This is a genomic window from Symploca atlantica LB2515 (genome assembly GCF_052546295.1).
This window is the reverse complement of sequence record NZ_JBQWMT010000001.1, coordinates 2,802,859-2,827,368: the sequence shown is the minus strand read 5'-3', so window position 1 is coordinate 2,827,368 and position 24,510 is coordinate 2,802,859. Positions and strand designations below refer to the sequence as shown.

14 protein-coding genes and 1 pseudogene are annotated in these 24,510 nt (G+C 46.0%); 5 read left to right on the top strand and 10 right to left on the bottom strand.

Going from position 1 to position 24,510, the window contains the following annotated elements:
• Window positions 1-29: 29 nt before the first annotated feature.
• Window positions 30-809, top strand: coding sequence for a DUF928 domain-containing protein (locus tag ACT7WV_RS11735; RefSeq protein ID WP_445103066.1), 780 nt, complete (start codon window positions 30-32; stop codon window positions 807-809).
• Here ACT7WV_RS11735 and ACT7WV_RS11730 read toward each other — a convergent pair.
• The 5 genes from ACT7WV_RS11730 to panD all read right to left on the bottom strand — a co-directional run bounded on the left by ACT7WV_RS11730 (window position 789) and on the right by panD (window position 13,097).
• Entirely contained in the window at window positions 789-3,713 is a 2,925-nt protein-coding gene (locus ACT7WV_RS11730; RefSeq protein WP_445103065.1) for a CHAT domain-containing protein, read from the bottom strand. The two genes, ACT7WV_RS11735 and ACT7WV_RS11730, sit on opposite strands and share 21 nt — an antisense overlap.
• The gene (locus ACT7WV_RS11725; protein ID WP_445103064.1) at window positions 3,665-5,809 is read right to left on the bottom strand and encodes a ShlB/FhaC/HecB family hemolysin secretion/activation protein; all 2,145 of its coding nucleotides are present in this window, start codon (window positions 5,807-5,809) and stop codon (window positions 3,665-3,667) included. The genes ACT7WV_RS11730 and ACT7WV_RS11725 overlap by 49 nt, the downstream gene beginning before the upstream one ends.
• Before the next feature lie 545 nt (window positions 5,810-6,354).
• On the bottom strand, window positions 6,355-10,728 hold the full coding sequence (locus ACT7WV_RS11720) for a two-partner secretion domain-containing protein (protein ID WP_445103063.1): 4,374 nt from the start codon (window positions 10,726-10,728) through the stop codon (window positions 6,355-6,357).
• Between the two features lie 785 nt (window positions 10,729-11,513).
• Window positions 11,514-12,542 (bottom strand): DUF389 domain-containing protein, encoded by a 1,029-nt coding sequence (locus tag ACT7WV_RS11715; protein ID WP_445103062.1) that lies wholly within the window; start codon window positions 12,540-12,542, stop codon window positions 11,514-11,516.
• A gap of 114 nt (window positions 12,543-12,656) precedes the next feature.
• Window positions 12,657-13,097: an aspartate 1-decarboxylase gene (gene panD / locus ACT7WV_RS11710; protein WP_445103061.1), complete on the bottom strand. Its 441-nt coding sequence runs from the start codon at window positions 13,095-13,097 to the stop codon at window positions 12,657-12,659.
• 173 nt (window positions 13,098-13,270) lie between these two features.
• Here panD and ACT7WV_RS11705 point away from each other — a divergent pair, with 173 nt between their 5' ends.
• The 3 genes from ACT7WV_RS11705 to ACT7WV_RS11695 all read left to right on the top strand — a co-directional run bounded on the left by ACT7WV_RS11705 (window position 13,271) and on the right by ACT7WV_RS11695 (window position 15,903).
• Window positions 13,271-14,437 carry an AI-2E family transporter gene (locus ACT7WV_RS11705; RefSeq protein WP_445103060.1) on the top strand — a complete coding sequence of 389 codons (1,167 nt, stop codon included), beginning with the start codon at window positions 13,271-13,273 and terminating at the stop codon, window positions 14,435-14,437.
• 112 nt (window positions 14,438-14,549) lie between these two features.
• Window positions 14,550-14,828, top strand: coding sequence for a hypothetical protein (locus ACT7WV_RS11700; RefSeq protein WP_445103059.1), 279 nt, complete (start codon window positions 14,550-14,552; stop codon window positions 14,826-14,828).
• 88 nt (window positions 14,829-14,916) lie between these two features.
• Window positions 14,917-15,903, top strand: a complete 987-nt coding sequence (locus tag ACT7WV_RS11695; RefSeq protein ID WP_445103058.1) for a 3'(2'),5'-bisphosphate nucleotidase — start codon at window positions 14,917-14,919, stop codon at window positions 15,901-15,903.
• A gap of 580 nt (window positions 15,904-16,483) precedes the next feature.
• Here the strand turns inward: ACT7WV_RS11695 and ACT7WV_RS11690 are convergent.
• A complete protein-coding gene (locus ACT7WV_RS11690) occupies window positions 16,484-17,038 on the bottom strand; it encodes a 1,2-dihydroxy-3-keto-5-methylthiopentene dioxygenase (protein ID WP_445103057.1) in 555 nt (184 codons plus the stop codon).
• A gap of 153 nt (window positions 17,039-17,191) precedes the next feature.
• Between ACT7WV_RS11690 and ACT7WV_RS11685 the strand changes: the two genes are divergently transcribed.
• The gene (locus tag ACT7WV_RS11685; RefSeq protein ID WP_445103056.1) at window positions 17,192-17,443 is read left to right on the top strand and encodes a DUF7219 family protein; all 252 of its coding nucleotides are present in this window, start codon (window positions 17,192-17,194) and stop codon (window positions 17,441-17,443) included.
• 181 nt (window positions 17,444-17,624) lie between these two features.
• Here ACT7WV_RS11685 and ACT7WV_RS11680 read toward each other — a convergent pair whose 3' ends face one another.
• From ACT7WV_RS11680 to ACT7WV_RS11660, 4 genes and pseudogenes are all read right to left on the bottom strand, one after another.
• A complete protein-coding gene (locus ACT7WV_RS11680) occupies window positions 17,625-21,254 on the bottom strand; it encodes a hydantoinase B/oxoprolinase family protein (RefSeq protein WP_445103055.1) in 3,630 nt (1,209 codons plus the stop codon).
• Between the two features lie 317 nt (window positions 21,255-21,571).
• Window positions 21,572-22,404, bottom strand: a protein-coding gene (locus ACT7WV_RS11675) for an IS5 family transposase (protein WP_445101302.1) whose coding sequence is annotated in 2 segments (ribosomal slippage) — window positions 21,572-22,020 and window positions 22,020-22,404 — 834 coding nt in all. Because the reading frame shifts where the segments join, the coding sequence is not laid out codon by codon here.
• Window positions 22,405-22,748: 344 nt separating this feature from the next.
• Window positions 22,749-23,955 (bottom strand): annotated as a pseudogene (locus ACT7WV_RS11665) (ISNCY-like element ISAtsp9 family transposase).
• A 127-nt stretch (window positions 23,956-24,082) separates the two neighbouring features.
• Window positions 24,083-24,400 (bottom strand): P-II family nitrogen regulator, encoded by a 318-nt coding sequence (locus tag ACT7WV_RS11660; RefSeq protein WP_445103054.1) that lies wholly within the window; start codon window positions 24,398-24,400, stop codon window positions 24,083-24,085.
• Window positions 24,401-24,510: the final 110 nt, after the last annotated feature.

Genomic DNA, 24,510 nt, shown 5'->3' with positions numbered 1-24,510 from the left:
CAAGGTTCAACTATAGGAGCGCAAAGTATATGAATCTTACTCAATCACTATTCCGTCAGATACTACTCACTAGTTCGCTCACTACATTATTACTGTCTGGTGTAGGGTTCCCTTTGGCTTCTTCCGAAGCAGCACGAAAACCACGCTGGGGGAACCCTCGTAGCCAACCAGCAGGAGGGCGCAGTCCTTGTCCCGTTGCTGTTTCAGAAAAGGTACTCACCGCTCTAGTTGATGGTAGTGCTGACGCTCAACCGCTATTAACAACTCAGGAACGTCCTACCTTCTTGTTTTATATACCCTTTAGTCGCGCCTGGAAAGTCGCTTCTCAGGATGGTCAGACCTACAATGTGACCACCGCAGAGTTTGAGTTGCTGGATGAAAACGAGAATTCAGTACTGAAAAATCCAAAACAAAAAATTGTCTTCTCCTTACCCGAAAAACCAGGAATTGTCAAAGTTACATTACCCAGTACTGAAGCCAGTCTAGAGCCTGACAAGGAATATTTCTGGGTTTTCAGAATTATTTGTGATGAAAACGATAATACAGCCAATCCTAGTGTTGCGGGCTGGATCAAACGAGTAAGAGGGGATTCTAGCTCAAATGTTTGGTTTGATCGCGTAGAGCAACTTGCCCAGTCTCCCGCAAATTATTTAGATCAATGGAGGCAACTGCTCATAAAAGTCGATTCCGATCCTCAAGCTTTGCTTCGGGGCTTGACTCAGAATCCAATCGTTGAGTTAAAGCCTGAAGCACCTGAGACAAGGAGAGAAGAAGATAACGCTTGTAGGTTACAACCAACTCCCGACTAGAACATATGGTGCCCAATAGCGGGGATGGAAGTAATTCTCGCTATTCAAGAGTGCTAGCTGTGCTTTCTGAAGCGCTTCAGCTCTGGTGACATTAGGTTGACCCAGATTTTGATAAAGAGTTTCGGTGAACTCTACGCTAGATGAGTCAGCCAAACTCCACAAACCAGCGATCGCGCTACGTGCGCCTGCTCTTACCGCAGTACCTGCAATTCCCAAGACGGCGCGATCGTTTCCTGTGGCTGTCCTACAAGCACTAAGGATAAGTAGGTCAATCGCTTTGGCTTGGGTTCCTCGGAGAGTGCGGAACATATCATCGAGTTGGTTGAGTTTGATGTTACCGTCTGCTGTCAATATATAGGTGCTGTTTGGGTCAGCACCAAATTGACCGTGGGTTGCCAGATGCACGACTTGGAAATTGTCTTGGTTTAACTTTCTGTTGAATGCCTCTTTTGTGAAGTTCTCGTCCCGAATAAAGCTAACGGATACTCCTGCTTGCTTAATCACATCTAACTCAGGGTTGACGTTAGGTAGTATTGCATACTGCTGAAATCCTTCCGGTGGATTGGTTAAGCTGGCTGCCAGTACCTTCATGTTTGAACGGTCTAGGGGAGTAGGATCGCGCACTTCCCATCCTAGTACCAGCACAACAGCATAATCCTCCACCAGAAATTTCTCGCCATCGTAGAGTGCGGACATGGGAATCGCTCGTAAGGGACCGTCTTGGATGAAGATTAGGGTTTTAACGTCACTGGACTCCAAGCGATCGCGAATCGGTTTAATCAGCCAGTTATATACTTCTTGACCACTTTGCCGGACTGCCCTGAATTTATACTCGTCCCGCAAGTTGTTCTGGAATTCATCTAAAGTTTGCTTCAACTGTTCCTGGGACAGCCTGACGGGTGGATATTGGTAGAGTTCTTCTTGATCAGGCAGTTTGAGAATCACCTCTAGGCGATCGTCCAGGATAATCGGGTAAATCACTGCTGCTTTCTGAGCGTTTTGCCCTCTTTGATCCACCACTTTATCCAGTTCTAGCTTGATGTCCTTGCAGGCTTGCTGGAAGTAGTTTTGCAACTCTGCCACCTGCAATGCTTCTAGAACTTCACGGGCTTTTTTCAGTTTTGCTTGCTTCAGATTTTGCTGTTTGTTCTGGCTTTGCTTAAGTGATTCCTGTTTTTCCTGTGTTAGCGCTGTTTCGCCACCAGAGGGTTGCAGTAGCAGATCCACAAGTTCGCGATAGACTGGCTCAACGCTTTTCCGGAAGGAAAACTGCACGTCTGGATTAGTAGCAACTAGGTCACCGCGTACTGATTTGAGTGCTTCGTATGCTTCCGTGTAAGCAGCGATCGCATCCTCAGTCTTGCCTTGTTCCTTAAAGATACGTCCCAGTTGCCATGCTGCCCGATAGGAAATCTCGGAGGCGTTAATAGATTGGGATAGATTGAGCGCCTGTTGAGTCAGGTTTTGTGCGGGGGGTAATTGCTGGGTTTGCTCATAGAGTTGTCCCTGCTCCTCTAATACTAGAGCTTGCGATCGCGTATCTCCGAGACGTTCTGCTTGCTGAAGGGCAACGGTAAGAATTTGGTCAATTTCCTGGGCACCCGGAGTGGTTAACGTCCCATTTTCTTGATTTTTTGTACTCAGTTTTCCTAAACTAATGGCGAGGTTTACCTGAGCGTAAATTTGCGAGCGCCCTGGCGGTAGGTTAGCAATTTGCTGTTGTACCTGGGGATAGAGTTTTTGTGCCTCCTGCCACTGTTGGAGTTCTACCAGCAAGCGCAGATAGTTCAGTTGAGCTTGGGTTTGAATAGCTGGAATTGCTGCAGCCATTGCCTGTTGATACAACTCTAATGCTTTCCTAGCCATCTTATTGGCTTCTTGACACTGCTCTGGATTATCCTCACCTTGCTCACGAGCAATCTGACTCTCAGCCCAAGCGACATTACCCAGACTTAAGTTGGCGGCAGCAATGGCTTGTTGCGATCGCAGTTGTGTTGCCATCTCCAGACTTTTCTTCAGCACCTTCCTTGCACAATTTTGGTTTTGCTGCGACGGCTCACAATCCAAGCGGCCAATCCCGCGTAGAGCATCTCCCAAACTCCTCAAGTTCTCCGCTTTGGTGAGAGAGTCGGGTTGGGATTGTAGGTCATTTTCCACATTATTTAATGTAAAGATTGCTTGACGATATAAGCCCAATACCTGTAAGGACTGTGCTTGATTAATGCGGCTCCGGGTGGCACGGGTAGCATCGCCTAGCTGGGTGTATAACTTAGCGGACTTTTCCCAGGACTCGACGGCTTTGTCGGCTTTTCCCTCTGCTAGTTGCAGACTTCCCTGTACGTCCCAGGCTTGTGCCCAAATGGCTGAACGACTGGGTGTATTTTTTGGTGCTTGTTCGAGTAGTGTCAAGGCTTGCGCGATCGCCTGATTTGCCTCTTCCCAGGTTCCCAGGTGTTGATAGCTAAGAGAAAGATTGCTCAGAACTACAGCTTGCCCGATAGTATCTCCCTTTTTCTGATAATCCTGAAATGCCTGCTCTAATAACTGTGAAGCCTCTGAATATCTTCCGGCTTGGTACAGGTTTTTTGCCTGTTGCTCAACCGTTTCCGCCTGGGTGAGAGCCGCCCTAACTTCCCCTAAAAAGGGAGGAATTTCTTCGCTAGTTTCTTGTAACCAGGATGTGTAGTTTGGGGGGGTTTGTATTGCTGTAATATTGGGCATTGACCCTTTGGCGATCGCTGGCAAACCTAGGACGCAGAGCCATGCTGATAAGCAGACTAGGCAAAGATATTTAACGGGACGCTTGAGGAATTTTGGATGGAAAATCAAAACATTAAAAGTTAATATCCAAAATCTTAAAAAGGTGTATAAATAATGGAGAAATAAATGCCGTTTTCTTGCCATGTTTCGTCTCTCTCATCAATCGATACTAAGGGAATTCCGAAATCTAAACGACCTGTGAAATTATCTCCCTGCCGCCACAGCAAACCCACTCCAATGCCGACTAAAGTATTGGGAACACCGGGAACTTTTGATATATCTGAGTGGCTCCAACCTGTACCTACATCAATAAAGGGTGCTATTTGCAGCACTCCTTGGACTTTAGGAACTCGGAGAATTGGCAGACGCACCTCTGCTGAAACTAGAAATCCATTATCTTTGAGCAAATAATCCTGCCGATAGCCCCGCACGCTTTGTTGTCCCCCAATGCCAAACTGTTCTAGTCCCAGCAGCGGATTGTCAGATAGTTGCGCATCGGTTTTTAGCAGCAGTAGAGTGTCCCGTGCCAGCAGACGTGCCCATTGTCCCTGCCCTCGCCATCCCAAGAAGCGACTGTCAGGTTCTCCATCGTCGTTGATTGTGGCACCCAAAACATCCAAACCGAGGCTGAACTGAGAGCGAAAGGCCAGTACTTCTTGGTTACTGCGCTTCGTCCACTCTTGAATAAACCGCAGTGCAGACACACGAGTGCGTCCCTCGTTATCAGCGCCGGGAGCGAGGGGATAAGGACCACTCAGGGGAGAAGCACCAATATCGTCAATGCCCAGGAAGGTTTGGCTGCTTTGGTGGGAAAAGGTGAGTCCGACGGCAAGTTCTTCAGTGGGAGTGCGGATAATGGGATGGCGGAATGTGAGTTCGTAGTAGTGATATTTGGATGAAATACCGAGTTCATCGAAGGGACGCTCAATCACGTTACTATCAGTTATCCCAAACGCAAAGGTTAACTTACTGTCATCAGGACTAACGGGAAATGTATACCTGAAATCTCCACCGTTACTGCCATCTGTGTTAGTGTAGCCAAGACTGAGGGCGTCTCCAAAGCCTAAGAGGTTGTTTTCATTGAGGGCAATTCGACGGCGGAAGCTGCCGACAGTTGGCGATCGCAAATTATCTAAAGTCAAGTCGGTGTCAAAGGTGTCTGCCTCTGTTACCTGCACTTGCAGAATATTAGTGCCGGGACGCGTTCCAACCTGCAAATCTGCTGATAAGCTGCCAATCACCGGGTCGAGTTGCAGCAGTTGCAATTTCTCAAGTAAGCTATTGACGTTTAGGGGTTTAGTCTGGGCAAGTGCTAGGCGACTGCTGATGTAACTGGGTCTTAACCGTCGCGTCCCCGTGATATTAATTTGCTCCAAACTCCCTTCTACCACCTTGATGGTCACAATGGCTGAGTCTGGGTTGGGGATTTTTTGTTGGGGAATGATCGCTCCAGAGGTGGTGTAGCCCTCCTTGACATAGAATTGGGTGATTTCTGAGCGGGCTTGGAGGAGTTCGGCAAAAGAAATCCGACGATTGGTGTAATTTTTGAGCTTATCTGCCAGTTCTGCATCGCTGAAGACGGTATTGCCGTCAAACTCGAAGCGCTCAACGACGAGTGTGGCGGGAGCTTCCTCTGGGGTAGATTCTGGAGGAGGTGAGTCTTGAGTGGGGGGTGAGAGAAGTTGGTCAGGTGGAGGCTGCGTTGGTAAGGGTTGCTGTTCCGGCAGAGGTTCGAGGGATGGAGGTTGCTCCTCCCGTGGCACTTGGGCAACGGATATCGGAGTTGTTTGTTCCTCGGCATCCTTTTCAAGTCTTACCTCTAACTCCTCTTGTTGATTGAGAGATGGTTGAACTGTTGAGGTGATTGAGGAGGTTGGTTCGGAAGTATTTGCATTTCCACTCTCTCCCTCTTTTTTCCTGTTTGCACCCCCTAAATCCCCCTTATCAAGGGGGACTTTAAATCTCTCCTTGATAAGGGGGGTTATACCAATTGGGTTTGAGTCTGACCCATATTCTTTGATAGCTCCCCCCTTACTAAGGGGGGCTGGGGGGGTGTTGAATGTTACATCAAAAAAGCCATTTGATATTGGGAAGGCAAGAGTGGCATCCACTCCATTTTTCCCAGTTTCAATTTCCTGAGCGTACAGTAGTTTGGGAGTCAGACTGAAGAAGACTAGAGGTAAACCGAACAAGCAGGACTTGTAGAGGTATCGCCAGAACAGAAAGAATTTAAGCTGCATTGAAGGCAAGCACGAAGAATAAGGGAAAAGGAATGAAAGGGGATTAATTTTTGACAAAGAAGTCTGTCAGGGACTTAAGTCCCTGCCTCATCCGCCGAGTCGTCTCTAGGCAACTCCAATGTTGATTTTTGGTTCTTTGCCATTAGGGAAATTGGTATAAGCCCGGGCTCAATCAGTTCTGCGATACGCTTAGCTCATCTTTTTGACTATGGGGTACCCAAGTATTTGGACAACGTTTCTTTAAATATTCCTTAGCTCACATCTTGCACCAAACCCTCAGAATGGAATTCTGGGGCTATATAACCGTAGACGCAATAGCGGCTTCTCGGAGAGTAGTCCGCCTATCGCGCTGGCGCTGCGCGTAGCGCACCACGCGGACTAACCAAGAATCAAGGTTTTTAAACCCGCGCAGACGGGTTTGGTTTGTGTAGCTGCGGTTTCAATCGCCAGGTGCAAGATCTGAGTTAGAGTAGATGCACATTTTTGGAGGCGTATGTGCCTCTGTCTAATATAGCCTTAATTTTCTACGACAAGCAGTAAATGCGCTAACGGCGATCGCTAACAGGTGAACAGAATTGGGGGGAAAATCTGGACTGATGAGGGGTTGCTGTAGGAACATCGGCAGTGAGAAGTAGTTCTCCATTGGCGGTTTTGACCATGCCTTGGGCTTCTACTAGGGTGTCAGTTGTCTCAATGGTAGGAGGTTCATCTGGAATATCTGCATTGGCGACGTTGCCTACATCACGAGTAACCCAGTCTGGCGAAGGGGTTCCAGGGGTTTGCAGGTCGTTGGGGCCCGGAGGGAGTCCACCGCGTCCAGTGACGACAAATTCACTTTGACGATTGGCAGTTGTTCCACTCGTTGGCCCACAGCCTGTTGCAATTAGACCGCGAGGATCGACGATCTCGATAGGCAGTTCACCGAGTCCTTGACTGGGGTCAATGAGCAGAGTATTAATTTCAATAGTGCCTTCAAAACCGAGATCGGAACCGGCGCTGATCTGACTGGGAGGGTTTTTGATGATGTTATCCAAGGCATCCCCTGTAGTCACCCGACTTTCTGGTTTTAGTCCCAAGACACGGTTGGCGTTAATTGTAATCTTACCACCTTGGCCACCGAAGGCATTGGCAACGATGTTACTGTTTTCCGAGGGGACTGCAATGACAAACCCATTTTCCGCATCAATAGTGATTGTGCCACCATTGCCACCTGCTCCGTCCCTGCCAGCCGAAGTTGAAATATTACTTTCGTTGCGTAGCAGCAGCAAATCCGTTGCTGTGATGTTGATATCCCCAGCTTTACCACTGTCGGCTTCGGCAAAAATTTTTGCTTCGTTGTTTAAGGTGACGCGGCTAGCGTTGATTGTAATATTTCCACTTCTGCCTTGACCTAGACGTTGTGTGCTGGTGATAAGCTTACTTTTGTTTAACACTGTGACAGAGTTACCATCAATCGAAATATTGCCACCATCTGCTCCACCAAATACCCTAGCATCCAGTTCATAGTTGTCAATCAGAATATTGCCGCCGTCGAGAAAAATTCCTTTGGTTGACCTATTGCTATAGCTATCGGTGTAAATTATTATAGGCGAATAATTTGCTCCTCGCAGGGTAATATCACCACGATTACTAGCCTCCAAGGTCACACTGCCTGTTTGACCTTCTGAACCAAAGGCAGCAACATCAATACCAGTACCTGTAAGGGTGATGGCTGGACCGTTATTAGCTCCTGCTCGGATGGTAACATCACCTGCAATACCGCTATTGTTAGTGATACTGTTAGAACTGAGTTTATTCTCAGCAGCATCATATGTCCCGTTAGTCGTAGCGTAAATCGTGCTATTTTTAATGTTCACAGTTTGACCAGCATCAACAGTGATATCGCCGCCGTTTCCAGTTCCAGTATTAAAGGTTCCTATTACATAATTGGTAATACTCACGGTTCCATTGCTTGTGATCTCGATATTGCCCCCATTTCCTGCATTAGAAGCGGAAGCTAACAGCTCTCCATATCCATCTCCACTCAAGGTAACGGAGTTAGGAGCAGTAACCTCCAACTTTCCTCCCGTACCACTGCCAGAGGTGGAAACCGAGATTTGAGGACCTGCTTGAGCAAAATATACGAGCAAGTCACCACCACCACTGTAGGGTTCTAGTTTCAAATTGCCAGCATCGCCAGCTCCTTCGGTTTCGGCAAATAGTCCAGTCCTCGAATTATAAGTACCATCAAGTTTGAGGGTGTTGGCACTGACGGTAATATTACCACCCGTCCCAGCATCGTTGGCTGTTGATGTGGTGGTTGTGGAAACTCTAGCTCCATCGTTGATATTCAAGGTGGGGGTGGTGATGATGACGCTGCCTGCTTGACCAGAACCAGTAGTTTCTGCGAGGATAGCGCCGCGACTATTATTGTCTTCATCAGTGAAAGTGCCACTCAAGTTGACTGACTCTGTTGTCTCTATCCTGACACTGCCTGCTTTGCCGCTTTGAGTAGAGGTTGAGATTAAGCTATCCGTGACCTGTAGTGTCTGTAGTTTTTTTAGGTTGATGTTTCCCCCAGTGGTACCAGAGACATTACTAAACGATAAATTCTGTAGTTGAATATCGCCGCCATCACCTGTATCTGTGGTTGCCGAGATACGCGAGCGATTATCGAGCAGTAAAGTTTGAGCTGTAATGGATATATTACCTGACTGTCTGACTATACCTGGGTTGCCCACTGCATCGGCTAATATCGAAGCTCCATCCCTTAGAGTAATGTTATCGGCCTTGACGATTAAATCTCCAGCTTTAGCCGGTCCAATTGTGGCAGTGGCTAAACCTGCCAGACCTTGAAATTCAATGGTGTTAGCAGAAACTCTCATTTCACCGCCTGCTCCTGCATCGCTTTCAGTACCTAGTGTTGCTGCCGCTGCACCAGCACCATCTTGGATAGTGAATTGTTTAGTTTCGATACTCAGGTTGCCTGCTTTACCACTGCCAAACGAAGTAGTCGTTAATCCCACTAAAATGTTTTGAATTTGAAAAACAGCATTTGAATTAGTGAGGTCAGGGATAAATTCACCCGGCTTATTGCCAATTAATTCAACTAACTCGGAAGCATAAATAAAGATATCTCCTCCATCTCCGCTTACGCCTTTTTCTATCCCTGTTGTAATACCAGTGCGTTGACCGGAATCTCGTTGGCTATTTTGAATTAATAACTGCTTGGTATTGATAGTTACATTTCCAGCATCACCAGAGCTGGATGTCCTTGAAGCAATTAGTCCACCATCAAGGATTTCAACCATGTCAGCAGTGATGTTTATGTCACCGCCAGTTTCTGAACCTGTTGTCTCGCTCTGAATCTTAGAGTTATTAATAGAAACTGTGCCTTCTGTAGTCAAAGTAATATGACCACTAGCTAAACCGTTAGCCTCAATATCTCTGACAATTAAATCCCCTTGTGCTGATAGACTCACATCTCCCCCATTCTCAAAGGAAGTATTGATATTACCCAGCGTCAAACTCGCTCCTGAAATTTCAATATTACGTCCGCTGGTGTAGAGGGTATCTTGCACATCCTGCATCAGGAAAGAGCCAACCCCATTGCTGTCTGAATCTGCCGTTAAGGCAATCCTTCCACTCCCAGCCTGAAAAGCTAAGGTATTGTCAGCTAAGTTTTCAATGGTAATATTGCTCGTTGCTTGCAAGATGACGTTAGTATCGCCTGCTAGATTTTCGAGAGTATTTTCAGAAATTGTGAAGGATGAAGCCCCCCCATCTCCTTGCAAAATTTGACCATCGTTTAGTTGAGCGTCGTTTGCTGCTCCATTACCATTCACTTGTGCTGCTCCATCACCATCCACTATCGTGATATTCTCCGGATCGAGCAGTAAAGTTCCAGGATTTCCCTGACTTGCACTCGTATCAACATTACCGCGAAAAATCAGGTGTTCCTTCCCCGATACTTCTACAAACCCACCATTACCCGCCTCAATTCCCCCACGAGCGCTGATATTGCCATAAAACCCCGTCACCTCATCCGCCCAGACGATTACATTACCCCCATCACCCGTCGTTAGCGCATCCGCCTCAATCTCGACACCCCCATCAACAAACGTTCTCCTAGCATTAGGAACTGCACCCTTACCCTGCAATCCTCCCCCAATCAATACCGTACCGCCACCCGTCTGGGAGGAAACATTAATTCGGGCATTATCTAATAAGCCGATGCGATCGCCTAACATCATCACTGTACCCCCAGGTGCGCTCAGGGAACCCGTGTTAGTAACATCGCCACCGTGTAACGCCAGGGTTTGCCCAGAACCAACTTCTAAATTTCCTGCATTGTTAATTTCCCCTAACAACTGCGTTCCCCACTGCACCCCTGGAGTTACACTCATCGTCAACAACGGCGCTGCATCAGGATTCGTCGCACTAAACTCACTCCCATCAGCAAACTGAAAACCACTCCCCGTACTGGCAACAAACGAACCCTGAATATCTAACCGCGCATTCGGCCCAAACAAAATACCATTCGGATTGAGCAAAAATAAATTCGCCGCACCATCAACCCCCAAAGTCCCCAAAATATTAGAAACATTCCCGCCAGTCACCCGCGTCAAAATATTATCAATGCCACTGGGATTACCGAAGTAAACCCGCTGCCCATCATTAACATTAAACTCAGAAAAACTGTGGAACAAAGCACTGCCGCGAACCGCACCCCCATCAATGCGCTCCCCCGGTAGTCCTTGAATATCCACATTAGGAGTAACCTGAGAACCTTCCGTTCCCAAAGTATTATCAGGAACAATCTGAGCCAAAGCCGGAACACTCCAAAAAGCAATCCCTAAAGGCAGTAATCCTAAAGTTTTTCTTGCCCACTTCAGACTTGCTTTCCAGCTTCCAACTTCCCCAATCTGATTCACACTCATTCTTTTGACAAAAATCCAATTAATTTAGTTTTAAAACTGAGTAGTGCGCGCACCCACTAGAAAATCTTTAACCTTTGGACTAAAACTTGCTCACTCTCATCAGGAAGCCTAAAACTCAGCCATGAAACTCGACAGCGACTAGTATCAAATTGACCGTCAAGTCGCACTAATTCCAATTCCTAATGTTTAAATTCGTAATTAGTAATTGATTATGTAGAAGACAAAAATAACCAGGAAAAACTATTTTTTCCTTGTTCCTTCCAGTCCCCAGATTGAGCGGTGGGGCTGATGATAGTAACTGCCCTGATGCAAACGAGTGGCAAATGCTTACCCTACAAATCAGTCTAGCGATTTTCCCCTCAATTGGGGATGCGCACCCTTTTTAGGAGTATAGCCTTATCTTCCTAGACTGACGAGATGAACAACCCATCACAAATTGTGCACAGCTTGAGATTTGAGTTGATTCAAGAGAAAAGATTGGACGGCAAAAAGGCGTCTTAAAAATTCGGAATTCTTGACAGCATACTTAATTTAGCCCCCCTAGCACCCCAAATTTGAGGGGAACATATCCTTAAAGTCCGCCAAAGTTGACGAGTGACCCCGCGTCGGCGTAAGACGCAAGAGAATGCGCGAGCAGGGGATTTAGGGGGCTTTCAATAGTCTCATAAAGTTATAAAATATTTCGCCAGCAGTGTCAGAATTGGGGGATTTAGAGGACAAGAAAGACTTATACCCAATTGTTGTTAGCGGAGCGTAAAGCGCCACATCCTCACTACTAAGTCGCGTTATTGAGCTAACACTCTCGGTGCTTCGATTCGCTGAGATGGCGTGACATCAAATACCATTTTGAACTCTCGCCCCAATTCATTATTAACTAATCCCTCAACTACCTCAACTTCTGCTGGCGTAATTGGGTCTATTGAACGAACAACTACTTTAATTCTAGGGGGTTTTGTTTTCCAATCAATAACTGAGTTAATCACTTCTATATCTTCTCTATCAACCAGGGGGCGAGTAACCAGAATTCTTTGAACAGATTCTTTGGCTTGGGCTTGCTGAATCAGTTGCCAAAAGCTAATTCCCAAAGGTGCAGCTAACAAAGCAATTAAAATAATAGATACTCCCCAACTCAAAGATCTACCAAGTTCATTGCTGCGAGCATATCCACTCAGTACGTAGACAATTAGGCAAGCAAGATTAATACCAATTAGGTTAGTTAAATAAAGCAGAAAAGCTCCCCAACTTGAGTTTAATTCTCCCTGGGAAAGGGTTAATCCAACTACGCAAAGTGGTGGCATTAGGGCAACTGCGATCGCTGTACCTGGTAAAGCATCTCCTATAGAGGGGCGAATCTTGGCATAACCACTAATTCCACCTGCTACTACAGCAATTAATAAGTCGATCAGATTGGGTTGAGTTCTTGCCAAAACTTGCTCGCCAAACTCAGGCAAACCAATTACCGTACCCACCAGCCAAGAACAGGCAATACCTAGTAGAGTCCCAATAAAAATAGATAGGAAGCTGCTGCGTAAGAGAATTCTATCTCCTTCTAAAGCCGCAAAAGAAAATCCTCGCAAAGGCAGCATTAAAGGAGCGATAATCATTGCACCGATAATTACAGCAGCACTGTTAATGAGTAGCCCAAAGGTGGCAATCAAACAAGAGCTAATAATCAGAACTAGGTAGTTAATAGTAAGCTGTGAGTCCTGAAGTAGCGATTCCCTCAACCTCATAATGGGAATGGCATCTAGCCCAAAGTTCCTGAAGAGCTTCCAGGTTTTACGCACCCTTTCTTGATTATTTTGATTCTGCATAAACTGATCGGCGATGCTTGTAACTGCCGAGCTGATTATCCCTTAACGGCAATTAATTAGTACACAAGTGTTGAATCGCCTCATAAAACTTTATACTTCTTTGCAGATTATCTCCTATTTCCCTATCTCAAGTTGAGTGTCACTAGAGGAGTAAAATTGCAGTTTACCTTGGTCAGGGTGTAGGGTTTGGTAAAAAAAGTCCTGAGGGTAGTTGTATTCGTCTGCAACAAAGACGCGGGCTTGGTGTCCTACTTGCAGCACCTCAGCGCGATCGCGTTCTTCGTAGGCAAAGATAATCAGAATATCTCCAGTTTGGCACAAGAGTGCACCTCCACCATTAGCACAAATTTCCTTTTTGCCTGGGGTTCCTGGAATAGCATAAGTTGACCAACGGTTTCCATTGCTGAGGTTGATTACCTCCACTTCTTCGAGAGGCAAAATACCTACCTTGTCCAGCAAATCCTGGTCAATTGTCATACTACCTATATAGTCGAGATTTGCTTCTGTCACGCGTACCCGATGAAGCTTGGCATGCATCAGTCTAATTTGGGACATTATCGCTACTTGATGGGGGAAATTAGGGCAGTAATTATCTTAATTTCTGAACCTTCAGTTTAATCGCAGCAGCGCTACACCAGAATCCTTGCTCATAATAAATGAGATGATGGTGCTCTCTAAAAGAGTCACTAACATGCTTTTGGAGTCAATTGCCGCAGAAAAGAAGCCCCATGAATTATACCTTTTCACCTATCCAACGGTTCCTGATCACCTGGCTGCTGATTTTAGTAACTGGTTGGCTAACCCTGAGTGCTCTGAGTTATGTAGGTGAACTCATCAGTATCCTACTCACGGCTTCTCTGATTGCCTTTTTGCTTAACTATGCCCTTGCTACCGTACAACCTTTTTTGCCCAGAACGGTGGCCGCCATACTTGTATATTTAGCCGCTGCCTTAGCTGTTGTCTTCCTCTGTTTAACCCTAGCGCCACCCGTTTTTAATCAAGGGCGACAATTGATCACTAGGTTACCAGAGTTGTTTGAACAAGGTCAGCAGCAATTGGTTGACTTCCAAACCTGGAGTTCACAACACAATTTACCCTTTGATGTACGGATTTTTGCTTCTCAAATCTTGGCAAGAGTGCAAGCAGAGGCAGAAGCGATCGCCAGCACGGGTTTTGGCTTGGTACTAGGGACGTTTAACTGGTTTTTAGACCTAATTTTGATTTTAGTTCTCTCATTTTACATGTTAATCGATGGTGAGCGAGTATGGCGGGGGCTAACTAGTATTTTTTCTCCCAACATTAGAGAAGGATTGACTCAATCATTACAGCGCAATCTCCAACGGTTTTTCTCTGGTCAGCTATTATTGGGGTTATTCATGGCAACTACCCTATTCTTGGCTTTCTGGTTGTTGCGAGTGCCATTTTTCCTACTTTTTGCCGTCTTTATCGGTTTGATGGAAGTGATTCCCTTTGTCGGGGCGACTTTAGGAATTGCCACAGTCACGATTGTGGTAGCATTTATCGATTGGTGGTTGGCCTTGCAAGTGTTAGCAGCAGCAATCACACTACAGCAAATCAAAGATAATGTGGTTGCACCCCGCATTATGGGTAACCTCACTGGGTTATCTCCGGTAATTATTTTTGCCTCCCTGCTCTTAGGAGCTAAAGTCGGGGGTATATTGGGCGTAATTTTAGCAATTCCGCTGACAGGGGTAGTTAAAAGTCTGGCAGAGATTGTTCTGGATCCCCAGTTGCCGCCTCAGACAGGAGAGTTCTTTTATAATCCTCTAGAAACAGAGACTCCTCCACAATCAGTTTCTTCCCCTTCCTCAATTAATGCTTCCGAGTTTTCGGGTACAGAATCCGATCAAGACAGTGTAGCTACTCAAGAATAGCTGTCAATTAAGTTAGAGAAATTGTTATCTCTAGAGAAAGAGGTATCATCCTGGGTTGTCTCTGTAACATGAGGCTGTAACGAGAGACTCTTGAAAGATAAACTTAAAATTTATGAGCGATAACAAGAAACCAGTAAGACCGAAACCCAGTGATGTTCTCAATCCTGGCGATATACCCAAACCCTCTCAAACATCTGAAGAAAAATCTCAACAGTTAGCAGTAGATACCGCTGATATTACAGGCGATCATATCCAAGTTCCTACTTATTTCGACGTAGAAGAACCAGACGGAGAACATAAGCAACTACATCACGTCAAGGATGCCGAAGAAATTTCCGACGTCATTCGCCAAGCGCGTACCGATGAACAAGGAAATCGCAATTGGCGGTAGTTAGCCCGACTCCCGGCAGATATTGTTCCACTGGCAGGTACATCAGAGTATCATTAGCCCGGATACAAGATGACGGGAGAAGGCAACTATGCTGTACCAGCTAGAAAAAGAGATCGCCATCAAGGCAGTAACTGCTGCCGCTAAATTGTGCCAACAAGTCCGGCAAGATCAAGGTTCTTTGACCATAGAAAAGCCTGATCGTAGCCCTGTCACTGTAGCTGATTTCGGTGCACAAGCTGTCATCTGCCAAGCCTTAGCTGAATACTTCCCTGCTGATCCGGTGGTTGGTGAGGAAGATTCAGCTTTGTTGCAATTGCCAACTATGACTCAACAATTGGCACAAGTGACCAAATATGTGAAAACTCAGGTTCCCCGTGCAACCACCGAAACCGTCACCACCTGGATTGATCGGGGTAATGGACAAACTGCTGCTCGATATTGGACTTTAGACCCGATTGATGGAACTAAAGGATATGTGCGGGGTGACCAATATGCGATCGCTTTAGCATTGGTAGAGGAAGGTGAGTTGAAATTGGGCGTTTTAGGCTGTCCTGCTTTGCCTGTTGATCTGAGCAAACCCCATCAGACAAGAGGCGTTCTTTTCGTGGCTGTGCGAGGTGAGGGAACTGTGATGATTCCCCTGGATGGAGGCGCACCGACTAAGATTCACGTTAATGATACTGAGAAGGTTGAGATACTTAGATTAGCAGAGGGTGTTGAGTTATCTCATGGTAACGCGGTAATGGAAAAGGCCGTGGCTGAGGCAATGGGGTTCGGTATTCCTTCGGTGCATATTGATTCTCAGGCAAAATACGGTGTAGTGGCGCGGGGTGAAGCTGCCCTTTATCTGCGTTTGCCCTCGCCGCAATCACCTCATCGTAGGGAACATATTTGGGATCATGCGGCAGGAGTAATTGTGCTAGAAGAAGCTGGTGGGCGAGTCACGGATATGTACGGCCAGCCCTTGGACTTCTCCTGTGGGTCGAAACTCTTTAATAATCAAGGTATTATCGCCACCAATGGGGCAATTCATCAGGCAGTGTTGGTTGCTGTAGCAGAGAAAGCGCAAGTTTGACCATGGTTAGTAGATAACCGCGATCTTTCTCCTGGCTCATACTGATGTCTCAGAGTTGTTTCTGTTTTGAAGATAAGCAACAGGAACTCCCTAAGGTAATTTGCTGACTAACTGAATAAGTAGCGGAGCGCTACAGAGAGCAGATATTGCCAAAACTGTCAGTAAACTTTGATAAAGTTGCATAATTTTTCCGTTATTTTTTTCTGCAACAAGCCATCCTCAAACTAAGGAAATTTGCTTGATTATTAGACCTTATCGAAGCAATGTAAAAAAATCGGTAAATCAGTATTTTTTCATAGCCGTTTTACTCTCAGAACGATTAGGTTACGGTGAGCAAGATTCTAAAAAAGTATTATTGGTAACATCTTTGTTATTTTTTAATTTATGCTGTTGTTTGCCTTGACTAGACCAGTAACTTAGTCACCCAGATGTTCAACAGCAGACATTTTTACTTCTTTTTTATTGACTAGAATTAAACGTAAAAAATTAATAATTTAAGCAGTCAAGGGCTAAAAATCTTAGACCGATTCTAACTCCTGACTGCTCTTGATTTTAGTTACAGATATTTGGCAAATTGCGATCAGATCACTCTTGCCGAACGGAAGCGTATTTCCTTACCTGTGTACTCAGGCACCCAACCTTCAGTAGTAGTAAAGTAACGTACTGCTTTTACTCGTCGTGAGGGTGTTAAATAAAACCAATGTTCGGTGTTAGCTGGTACGTTGATATATTCCTCTGCCTGCACTGTCAATTCCACCTGGCTACCATCAGGACGCACAAAGCCGAATACTCCTTCACCAGCGACAATATAACGTACTTCGTCGTCAGTATGATAGTGACACTGATTAAATTTAGAAAGGAGTGTATCTAGATTGGGTAATTCTGGATGCAACACAATTAAGTCACGGGATTGATAGCCAGCGGTTTGTCGAAGTTGTGCAAAATAGTTATCTACCGCTTGGAGTACTTGCTCTTTTTCTTCGTCACTGAGGGCATCTTTAGCTAGTAAACTGTGAACTTCCGGATTATCTCCTACTGGCCAGCAGTTGAGTTGTACCTTCAGAGGAGCTAGTTCCCTTGCAATATCGCCCAGTTGGGTGTAGGTTGTGCCGTCTTCGAGTTGCAAAATTGCCACTATAATCCTCCAGATTGCAATTGATCGTACTATTTCACTTTAGAATCGATGCACTGCCATTGAGCAAAAGGTTGGGAGAGTAACTGTTACTTTAGCTAGATTTTGGGGAATTATGTAAACGAGTAATCTAAGGTTTGTCCTCGGTCAATTGCCATGTTCGATAAGTTGGATTTTTTATACCCTCGTTCTCGCTATTACGGTCAAATCAAGCCAGAGAATTTAGTTTTCAATGCTAATCTCCAAGAATTCGCTCAACGAGTCAGTTACATCAGCAATTTAGAAACTTCGGGAAAGATTTCTACACAAGAAGCCTATCAGCAAATTAGAAGCCTCTGGGAACAGTTGGAACGGAGTAAGAGGCAGCTTAAAATTGGTCAAAATCCCTTCGGCGGCGATCAAGGGTAATTACCTAATTCTTGCTGGGGTGCTTGCAGGGAATTAGCGATCGCTTCTCCTAGACGAGTGTTGTTGGGATTTAGCGCAAGGAGTTGCTTTTTCTGGCGTTAGCTTAACTTATTATGATAGATGACCGCGCCCATCACTAGACGAAGCCCACACAAGATTATCTGTGTATGGGCTTTGCCGATTAATCGTTAAACTTAACACCAGGAGAGTTAGAAGAATCTGACTCTCCATAACCCCCACCTCCAGGCGTCTCAATTACAAACACATCTCCAGGCTGCATCTGTACCTCCGCAGTGCTGCCCAACTGCTCAATATTTCCATCACGACGCTCAACCAAATTTTTGCCCAAAAGCCCTGAATCGCCACCAGCAATGCCCCTTGGGGCAGTAGTACGACGCCCTGAGAGGATATTAGCAGTCATTGGCTCCAGGAAACCAAGGCGACGAATGACACCATTACCACCATGAAAACGTCCTTTCCCTCCACTGTGAGGACGAATACTAAAGCTTTGCAAGAGAACAGGAAAACGCCACTCTAGCACTTCTGGATCAGTGATCCGCGAGTTAGTCATGTGGCACTGCACAGCATCTGCACCATCAAAATCGGGCCCAGCACCAGAACCACCAGCGATCGTTTCGTAATATTGATACTTCCTATTACCAAAGGTGAAATTATTCATCGTCCCTTGGGAAGCTGCCATCACCCCCAAGGCTCTGTATAGAGCATCACAAATTACTTGAGAGGTTTCTACATTACCAGCAACCACAGCAGCAGGTGAGTGCGGATCCAACATAGAACCTTCAGGGATGATAATTTCTAGAGGTTTTAAACAACCAGCATTGAGAGGAATATCATCTTCAACAAGAGTGCGGAAGACATAGAGAACAGCCGCCTTACAAACAGCTTTTGGTGTATTGAAATTGTTGTCCAATTGTTGAGGAGAGGTGCCACTAAAATCAATTCGAGCGCTACGGGTGGCTTGATCAATTTTGATGTCAACCTTAATTATTCCACCATTATCTAAAGCATATTCACAGTAACCCTCTTGCAAATTATTAATTGCGCGGCGCACAGCTTCCTCCGCGTTATCTTGCACATGCCCCATATAAGCCTGCACCGTTTCCAAGCCGTATTGTTCCACCATCTTACGCAGTTCTTGGACACCGCATTTATTGGCGGCAATTTGAGCTCTTAAATCTGCTACATTTTGCACAGGATTTCGAGCCGGGTAAGTTCCCAATGAGAGTAACTCTTGTAATTCTTTTTCTTGGAAACTTCCCTGACTAACGACTTTGATGTTATCAATTAACACCCCTTCTTGTTCCACCGTCTTACTATGAGGAGGCATGGAACCAGGGGTAATACCGCCAATATCTGCATGATGTCCCCGTGATGCCACATAGAATAGAATCTGCTGGGCAGCGTCATCGAATACAGGGGTAATCACCGTGATATCAGGTAAGTGAGAGCCACCTTTGAAAGGATTGTTCGAGGCATAGACATCCCCTGGCTGGAATTTGTCTCGCCATTCAGTAATCAGGGCTTGTACAGTTTCGCTCATTGCCCCCAGATGAACAGGAATGTGGGGGGCATTAGCGACTAGTTGGCCATCTTGATCGAAAATTGCACAGGAAAAATCTAGGCGTTCCTTAATATTTACAGAAAAAGCAGACTGCTGAAGTACTACGCCCATTTGTTCAGCAATGAAACGGAAACGATTGTGGAACATCTCCAACCTGACTGGATCTAGTGCTGTACCTATCGGTTCACGATCCCTCAAGGGTTTAACCCGCTTAAGAATCAAGTATTTGCGTTTAGTTAAGTGAGCTTGCCAGCCTGGTTCAATCACATTAGTACTATTGGGTTCTACAATTAGCGCCGGGCCAATAATCGAATCTCCAGCTTGAAGGCTGTCTCTGCGGAAAATTGGCGTGTTGTGCCATTGAGCAGCCGTATATATTTCTACTGTAGTTACGGGTTCTGGCCCCCCAGACTGCCGGAAATCTATTTCCGGTTCATCCGGTACCTTGGTTTTACCAACTATCTCCACCGAAACCGTCTCGGCAATTAGTTGCTTATCTGGTTGGATAAATCCGTAACGTTGCTTATGTAACCCTTCAAACTGGCGCGTCAGCAGACGTGCATCCTCGGCAAAATCTACTACTAGAGTAGAATTACTGCCCTGATATCGCAGATGCACCCGACGTAAAACTTCAACCCTCTCAAGATTAGGAGCATTTTGCCGCACCAGTTCCTCTCGTAACTCTCTTGACAAAGCGGCTAAGTTACTCTGCAAATGAATTACTGTTTCCTCACGTACCTCAGCTTCTATCGCCCGTTCCCTAATCAAACGGACGTCTGCTAAACCAATCCCATATGCTGACAAGACGCTAGCATGGGGATGGATAAACACCTGTCTCATGTCCAGGGCGTCGGCAATTAGACAAGCGTGTTGTCCCCCTGCACCACCAAAACAGCAAAGAGTGTATTCCGAGACATCGTATCCCCGTTGCAAGGAAATCTTTTTAATGGCGTTGGCCATGTTTTCAATCGCAATCGCCAAAAAACCAGCAGCCACTTCTTCTGGTGTACGAGTATCACCAGTAGCAACCTGGATTTGCTGGGCAAGATCCTCAAACTTTTGCTGTACTACTGCCGCGTCCAAGGATTCGTTACTATTAGGGCCAAATACCTGAGGAAAGAATCCTGGTTGCAACTTGCGCAGCATCACGTTACAGTCTGTAACCGTCAGCGGTCCTCCCAAGCGGTAACAGGCTGGACCAGGATTTGCCCCAGCTGACTCTGGCCCAACACGATAGCGAGAACCTTCAAAACTCACTAGGGAACCGCCCCCAGCAGCTACGGTGTGAATGTCCATCATGGGAGCTCTCAGCCTGACACCAGCGACCTCTGTTTCAAAGGCGCGCTCATATTCCCCGGTATAATGGGCAACATCAGTACTGGTGCCACCCATATCAAAACTGATGATTTTGTCAAAACCAGCAATGGTACTTGTCTGTACCGCCCCAACAATACCACCGGCTGGGCCAGACAAAATGCTGTCTTTGGCTTTCACATGAGATGCTTCTACTAAGCCACCATTGGACTGCATCAACATCACTTTTGCTCCGCCCAGTTGGCTGGACACTTGGTCTATATAGCGATGCAGAATTGGGGAGAGATAGGCATCAACTACTGTGGTATCGCCTCGACTAATCAGCTTCATTACTGGACTAACTTGATGGGAGAGCGAAACATGGCTAAAGCCAATCTCTTGGGCCATGACTCCCAATTGCTCCTCATGTTTGGTGTACCTCCAGCCATGCATCAAGACTACAGCACAGCTTTTAATGCCAAGAGCATAAGCTTGTTGTAAGGATTCACAAATCTGAGGGTTAAGAGGAACTAATTCCTCTCCCTGGACGCTATAGCGTTCTTCCACCTCAATTACCTGCTCATAGAGCATCTCTGGCAGAATGATCTTTTGAGCAAAGATGTCGGGTCGATTTTGATAACCAATGCGCAGGGCATCCCGAAAACCTTTGGTGATTAATAATACAGTGCGATCGCCTTTCCTTTCGAGAAGGGCATTTGTTGCTATGGTTGTACCTAGGTTAACGACTTCTATTTGTTGGGCTGGCACTGGTTCCCCAGCACTAAGCCCCAGAATGTCGCGAATTCCTTGCACTACAGCATCTTCATAACTGTGACTCTCAGAGAGTAGCTTATGGATCACTAATTGACCCTGAGGGTCTCGCGCTACGATATCGGTAAACGTGCCGCCTCTATCTAGGGCAAAAGTCCAAGGCATTCTCACTCCTCCCTCAGGACGCAAAAAACGCAACTAATCATATCCTGGCAAACGTGTGTGGGTTTATGGTGAGGAGCTAACTCAAGTTTACCGCTTTCTCTGCTACTGAAGCAAAATTCATCTCAGAGCCAGTACTTTTGTCGAAGCAACCCCTGGGTAACTAGGGTATTAACCATCTTCTGTCACTCTCCGAAATAACCAAGTAACAAACAAGCCGGACTATCCATTTCTCAATATCAGCAAAATTGGTAAAGCGATAGTCAGTCCAGCCTAATTCTTGTTTACATTAGACCTCTTGCAAAAGTAGCGGCAGCTAACTAATTTGAGTTCAAACGAAGTTCGTAATTATAGATGCCTGCAATTAAATTAAAGCGTAAACCAAACCTTTTTCTTCTGTTGCGATATCGCTCGGATAAAATTCTAAATATTTTGAGGCGACGGTAAACATGTTCAATCACTATCCTCTCTGAAGCTAATTTATGATTCTCTTTTTTTTGTTCTTTTGATAGTTTGCTCTTCTTGGGTTTTTTATGGGGTATCCGACTTTGTTTGTGGATTTTCGCTATTCCCTGATATCCTCGATCTCCGAGACACTGTATCTCTGTCTTTAGATTGGTTTTACTCCGTTTAAACAACTTAAAGTCGTGTTCTTTACCCTTGCCGCATGCAATACAGATAATCTCTTTGCTGTTTTTTTCAACGATAAGTTGAGATTTTAAAGTGTGCTTTTTCTTCTTGCCACTGTAGAACTTTTTCTGTTTTTTTGAGGACGCTCTAGGGGAGTTTCAGTTACATCAATAACTGCTATCTCTATTGGGTTTCCCGATTTCAATAGTTGTTTCTTTCCCGGAATCCTTAATTCTTTTGACTTGATTAAAATATTTTCTATTTTACGAATTATTCGATATACTGTTGATTCGTTAAGTCCCCAATGTTGACCGATATGAAAGTAAGTTCTGTACTCTCGTAAGTATTCGAGCGTCATCAATACTTGATTTTCTGGACTTAATTTGGACGGTCTTCCGGTTTTTATCTTCTGTTTTTCATTTGTTTCCACTAACTCAACCATCTTAGCAAACGTCTCTTTTCTAACTCCACAAAGGCGTTTGAACTCTTGGGGTTTTAGGTCTTTCACCTTTTCATAGGTCATTATTTTCCCTCATACTGACCTATTTATCTCTTTTTTACTGGACTTTTGCAAGAGGTCTTTTATTTTAATCCTCGGAGAGTGACACAAGAGGGATATTTTGCCCAGACATAACTATACTTTTTTCTCTTTAATATCCTCCTTAGTACAGCGCTTCAGCTAATCCAAGTGATAAGGAAAGTTACCAATCCTCACGAAGTTTGCATCAGGGGCAGCATAGCTTGTTGCTCTTTTGCCGATGCTGCCTAAATACTGTCTGACTACATAATCAGTTCTTTTTCCCTTTTTCCAGCAATTTTCATTTTGGAAATTCAACTGTTATTGGGAGGGCTCTCTAGTTCGAGTCCTTAAAGCATAAACGTGGGCAAATGATCCCAATTATCGAAATACAGATACCGGGTTAAAACCTGCAAATCATCGAAAAAGGTCTTGCGGTTCGGCAGATGCGCTCGCAGCCGTTTATATTTCTCGTCGAGCCGCTCCAGCAGCGTATCAAAGAGTAGGGACAAGATATTCAGAGTCGCTAGCAACGCGGCGAGATGCTGTTTGCCATGCCCGAAGTTGTGTTCCAGATAGTAGCCTTTCGGCTTAAACAATCTCGACCACGATGTTATCGGCAAAGGGTACGGGTCACAAAGACACTGTGGTAAGTCACCTGACCATCAGGACGGCTCACGGTAAACTCCCACCAGTTCACCAGTAGTGCATCCGCCCGCCCCGTCTCTGAGGGGTACGCCATTGGGATAACGGTAGGTCGAGGTTTCTTCAATTTTTCCCGTCCATCGTGTTGTGGTGACCGTCGGCAGGTCAATCCCTTCAAGGTAGTCATAGAGTGTGGTCTGTGAGTCTGGACGACACACCAGAATAAAGTCCAACTGCTGGTCGACTAGCTACTGGCATCGGGGTTGGTGGCAATACAGATTATTCATCGCCTAACACCGTCACCTTCAAACGACCAAAGCGGTTCCCCTGACGGGAGAACCACCCCTTGGCGTCGGCATTCTCAGAGTCTGGTTTGTCATCGCCATCTTGTGGTCGGACAAATTCAGGGACTAACTGCCATCACCTGAGTCCGCCCCGGAGAGGACAGACGATGACGGGCGTGACCAGGCGATGGAAGTACTGGGTGTCCCCTGAGCTCAAGGTGCGCGTCGAGCACTGGGGACAGTGGATTTGGCTTGAACTGAAGTATTCCGTTCCCTCCATCGTGATCAACAGCGTGTCTGCCAGGAACTGGAAATCCGCCAACTGACCCGGCTCGTCTGGCAACTACAGGATTTCCTCGAACAGGGGAAATACCTGCTCAGGCGCGACCGCCTCCAGCAAGTCTCGGATATGGTTGTCGCGGGTAATCTGATGAGTCCCAAATAGGCCGTGGGCATTGCTTTTCCCCTTACTGCCCGCCATCATACGCTGATAGGCTAGAAATAACGGGGTTTGGGTGAAAAACACGCTAAACGTGTTCAAAGCGTCATCTTCCATCCCGTAGCGAGTATTGTTGCCCGTGCGTTTGTCCGGTAGCGACGACAAACGCTGGCGAAACGAAGCGACGATGGTGTCGAACAAACCCCGTTCTTGCAACCGCTCTAGCTCTCTTGGGTCTCTCAGATGTCATTACAATACCGAGATTCTCAGTGCGGCAACAGCTTCTTGCCAAAATGAGAATTGCTGGGGTTTTGAGTCAGAATGTGTGCGCGTGCAGTACCTCCATCACGTCACAGATATAGGCAATGCCCGAATAATCGTCGAAAAACTGCGCTGCGACCTCATCCGAAATCTTCACTGCCATATCCCGATTGGGGGTGAGTATCTCGAACTTGACATTCGAGAAGGCGTCGCCAACGGTGGGTTGTCCCGACGAGCGCACGCCGCGACTGCCTTTACCGCCAGCGGCCACCACCGTATAACCGGTAGCACTGGCTTCGTCGATGATCTTGCCGACCTTTTTCAGCAGCACCTTTTCCGTGACGATGACGAGCTTGCAGGCTTTCTGGGTCATGTGGGTTACCTCTTGATGCGTTCTGTTACGACAATTCAAGGCAAAACCATAGAGTCTTGCCTTGAACAATACCTTTAAGTTTATGCCAAAGATCGGCGAATCCACTACCC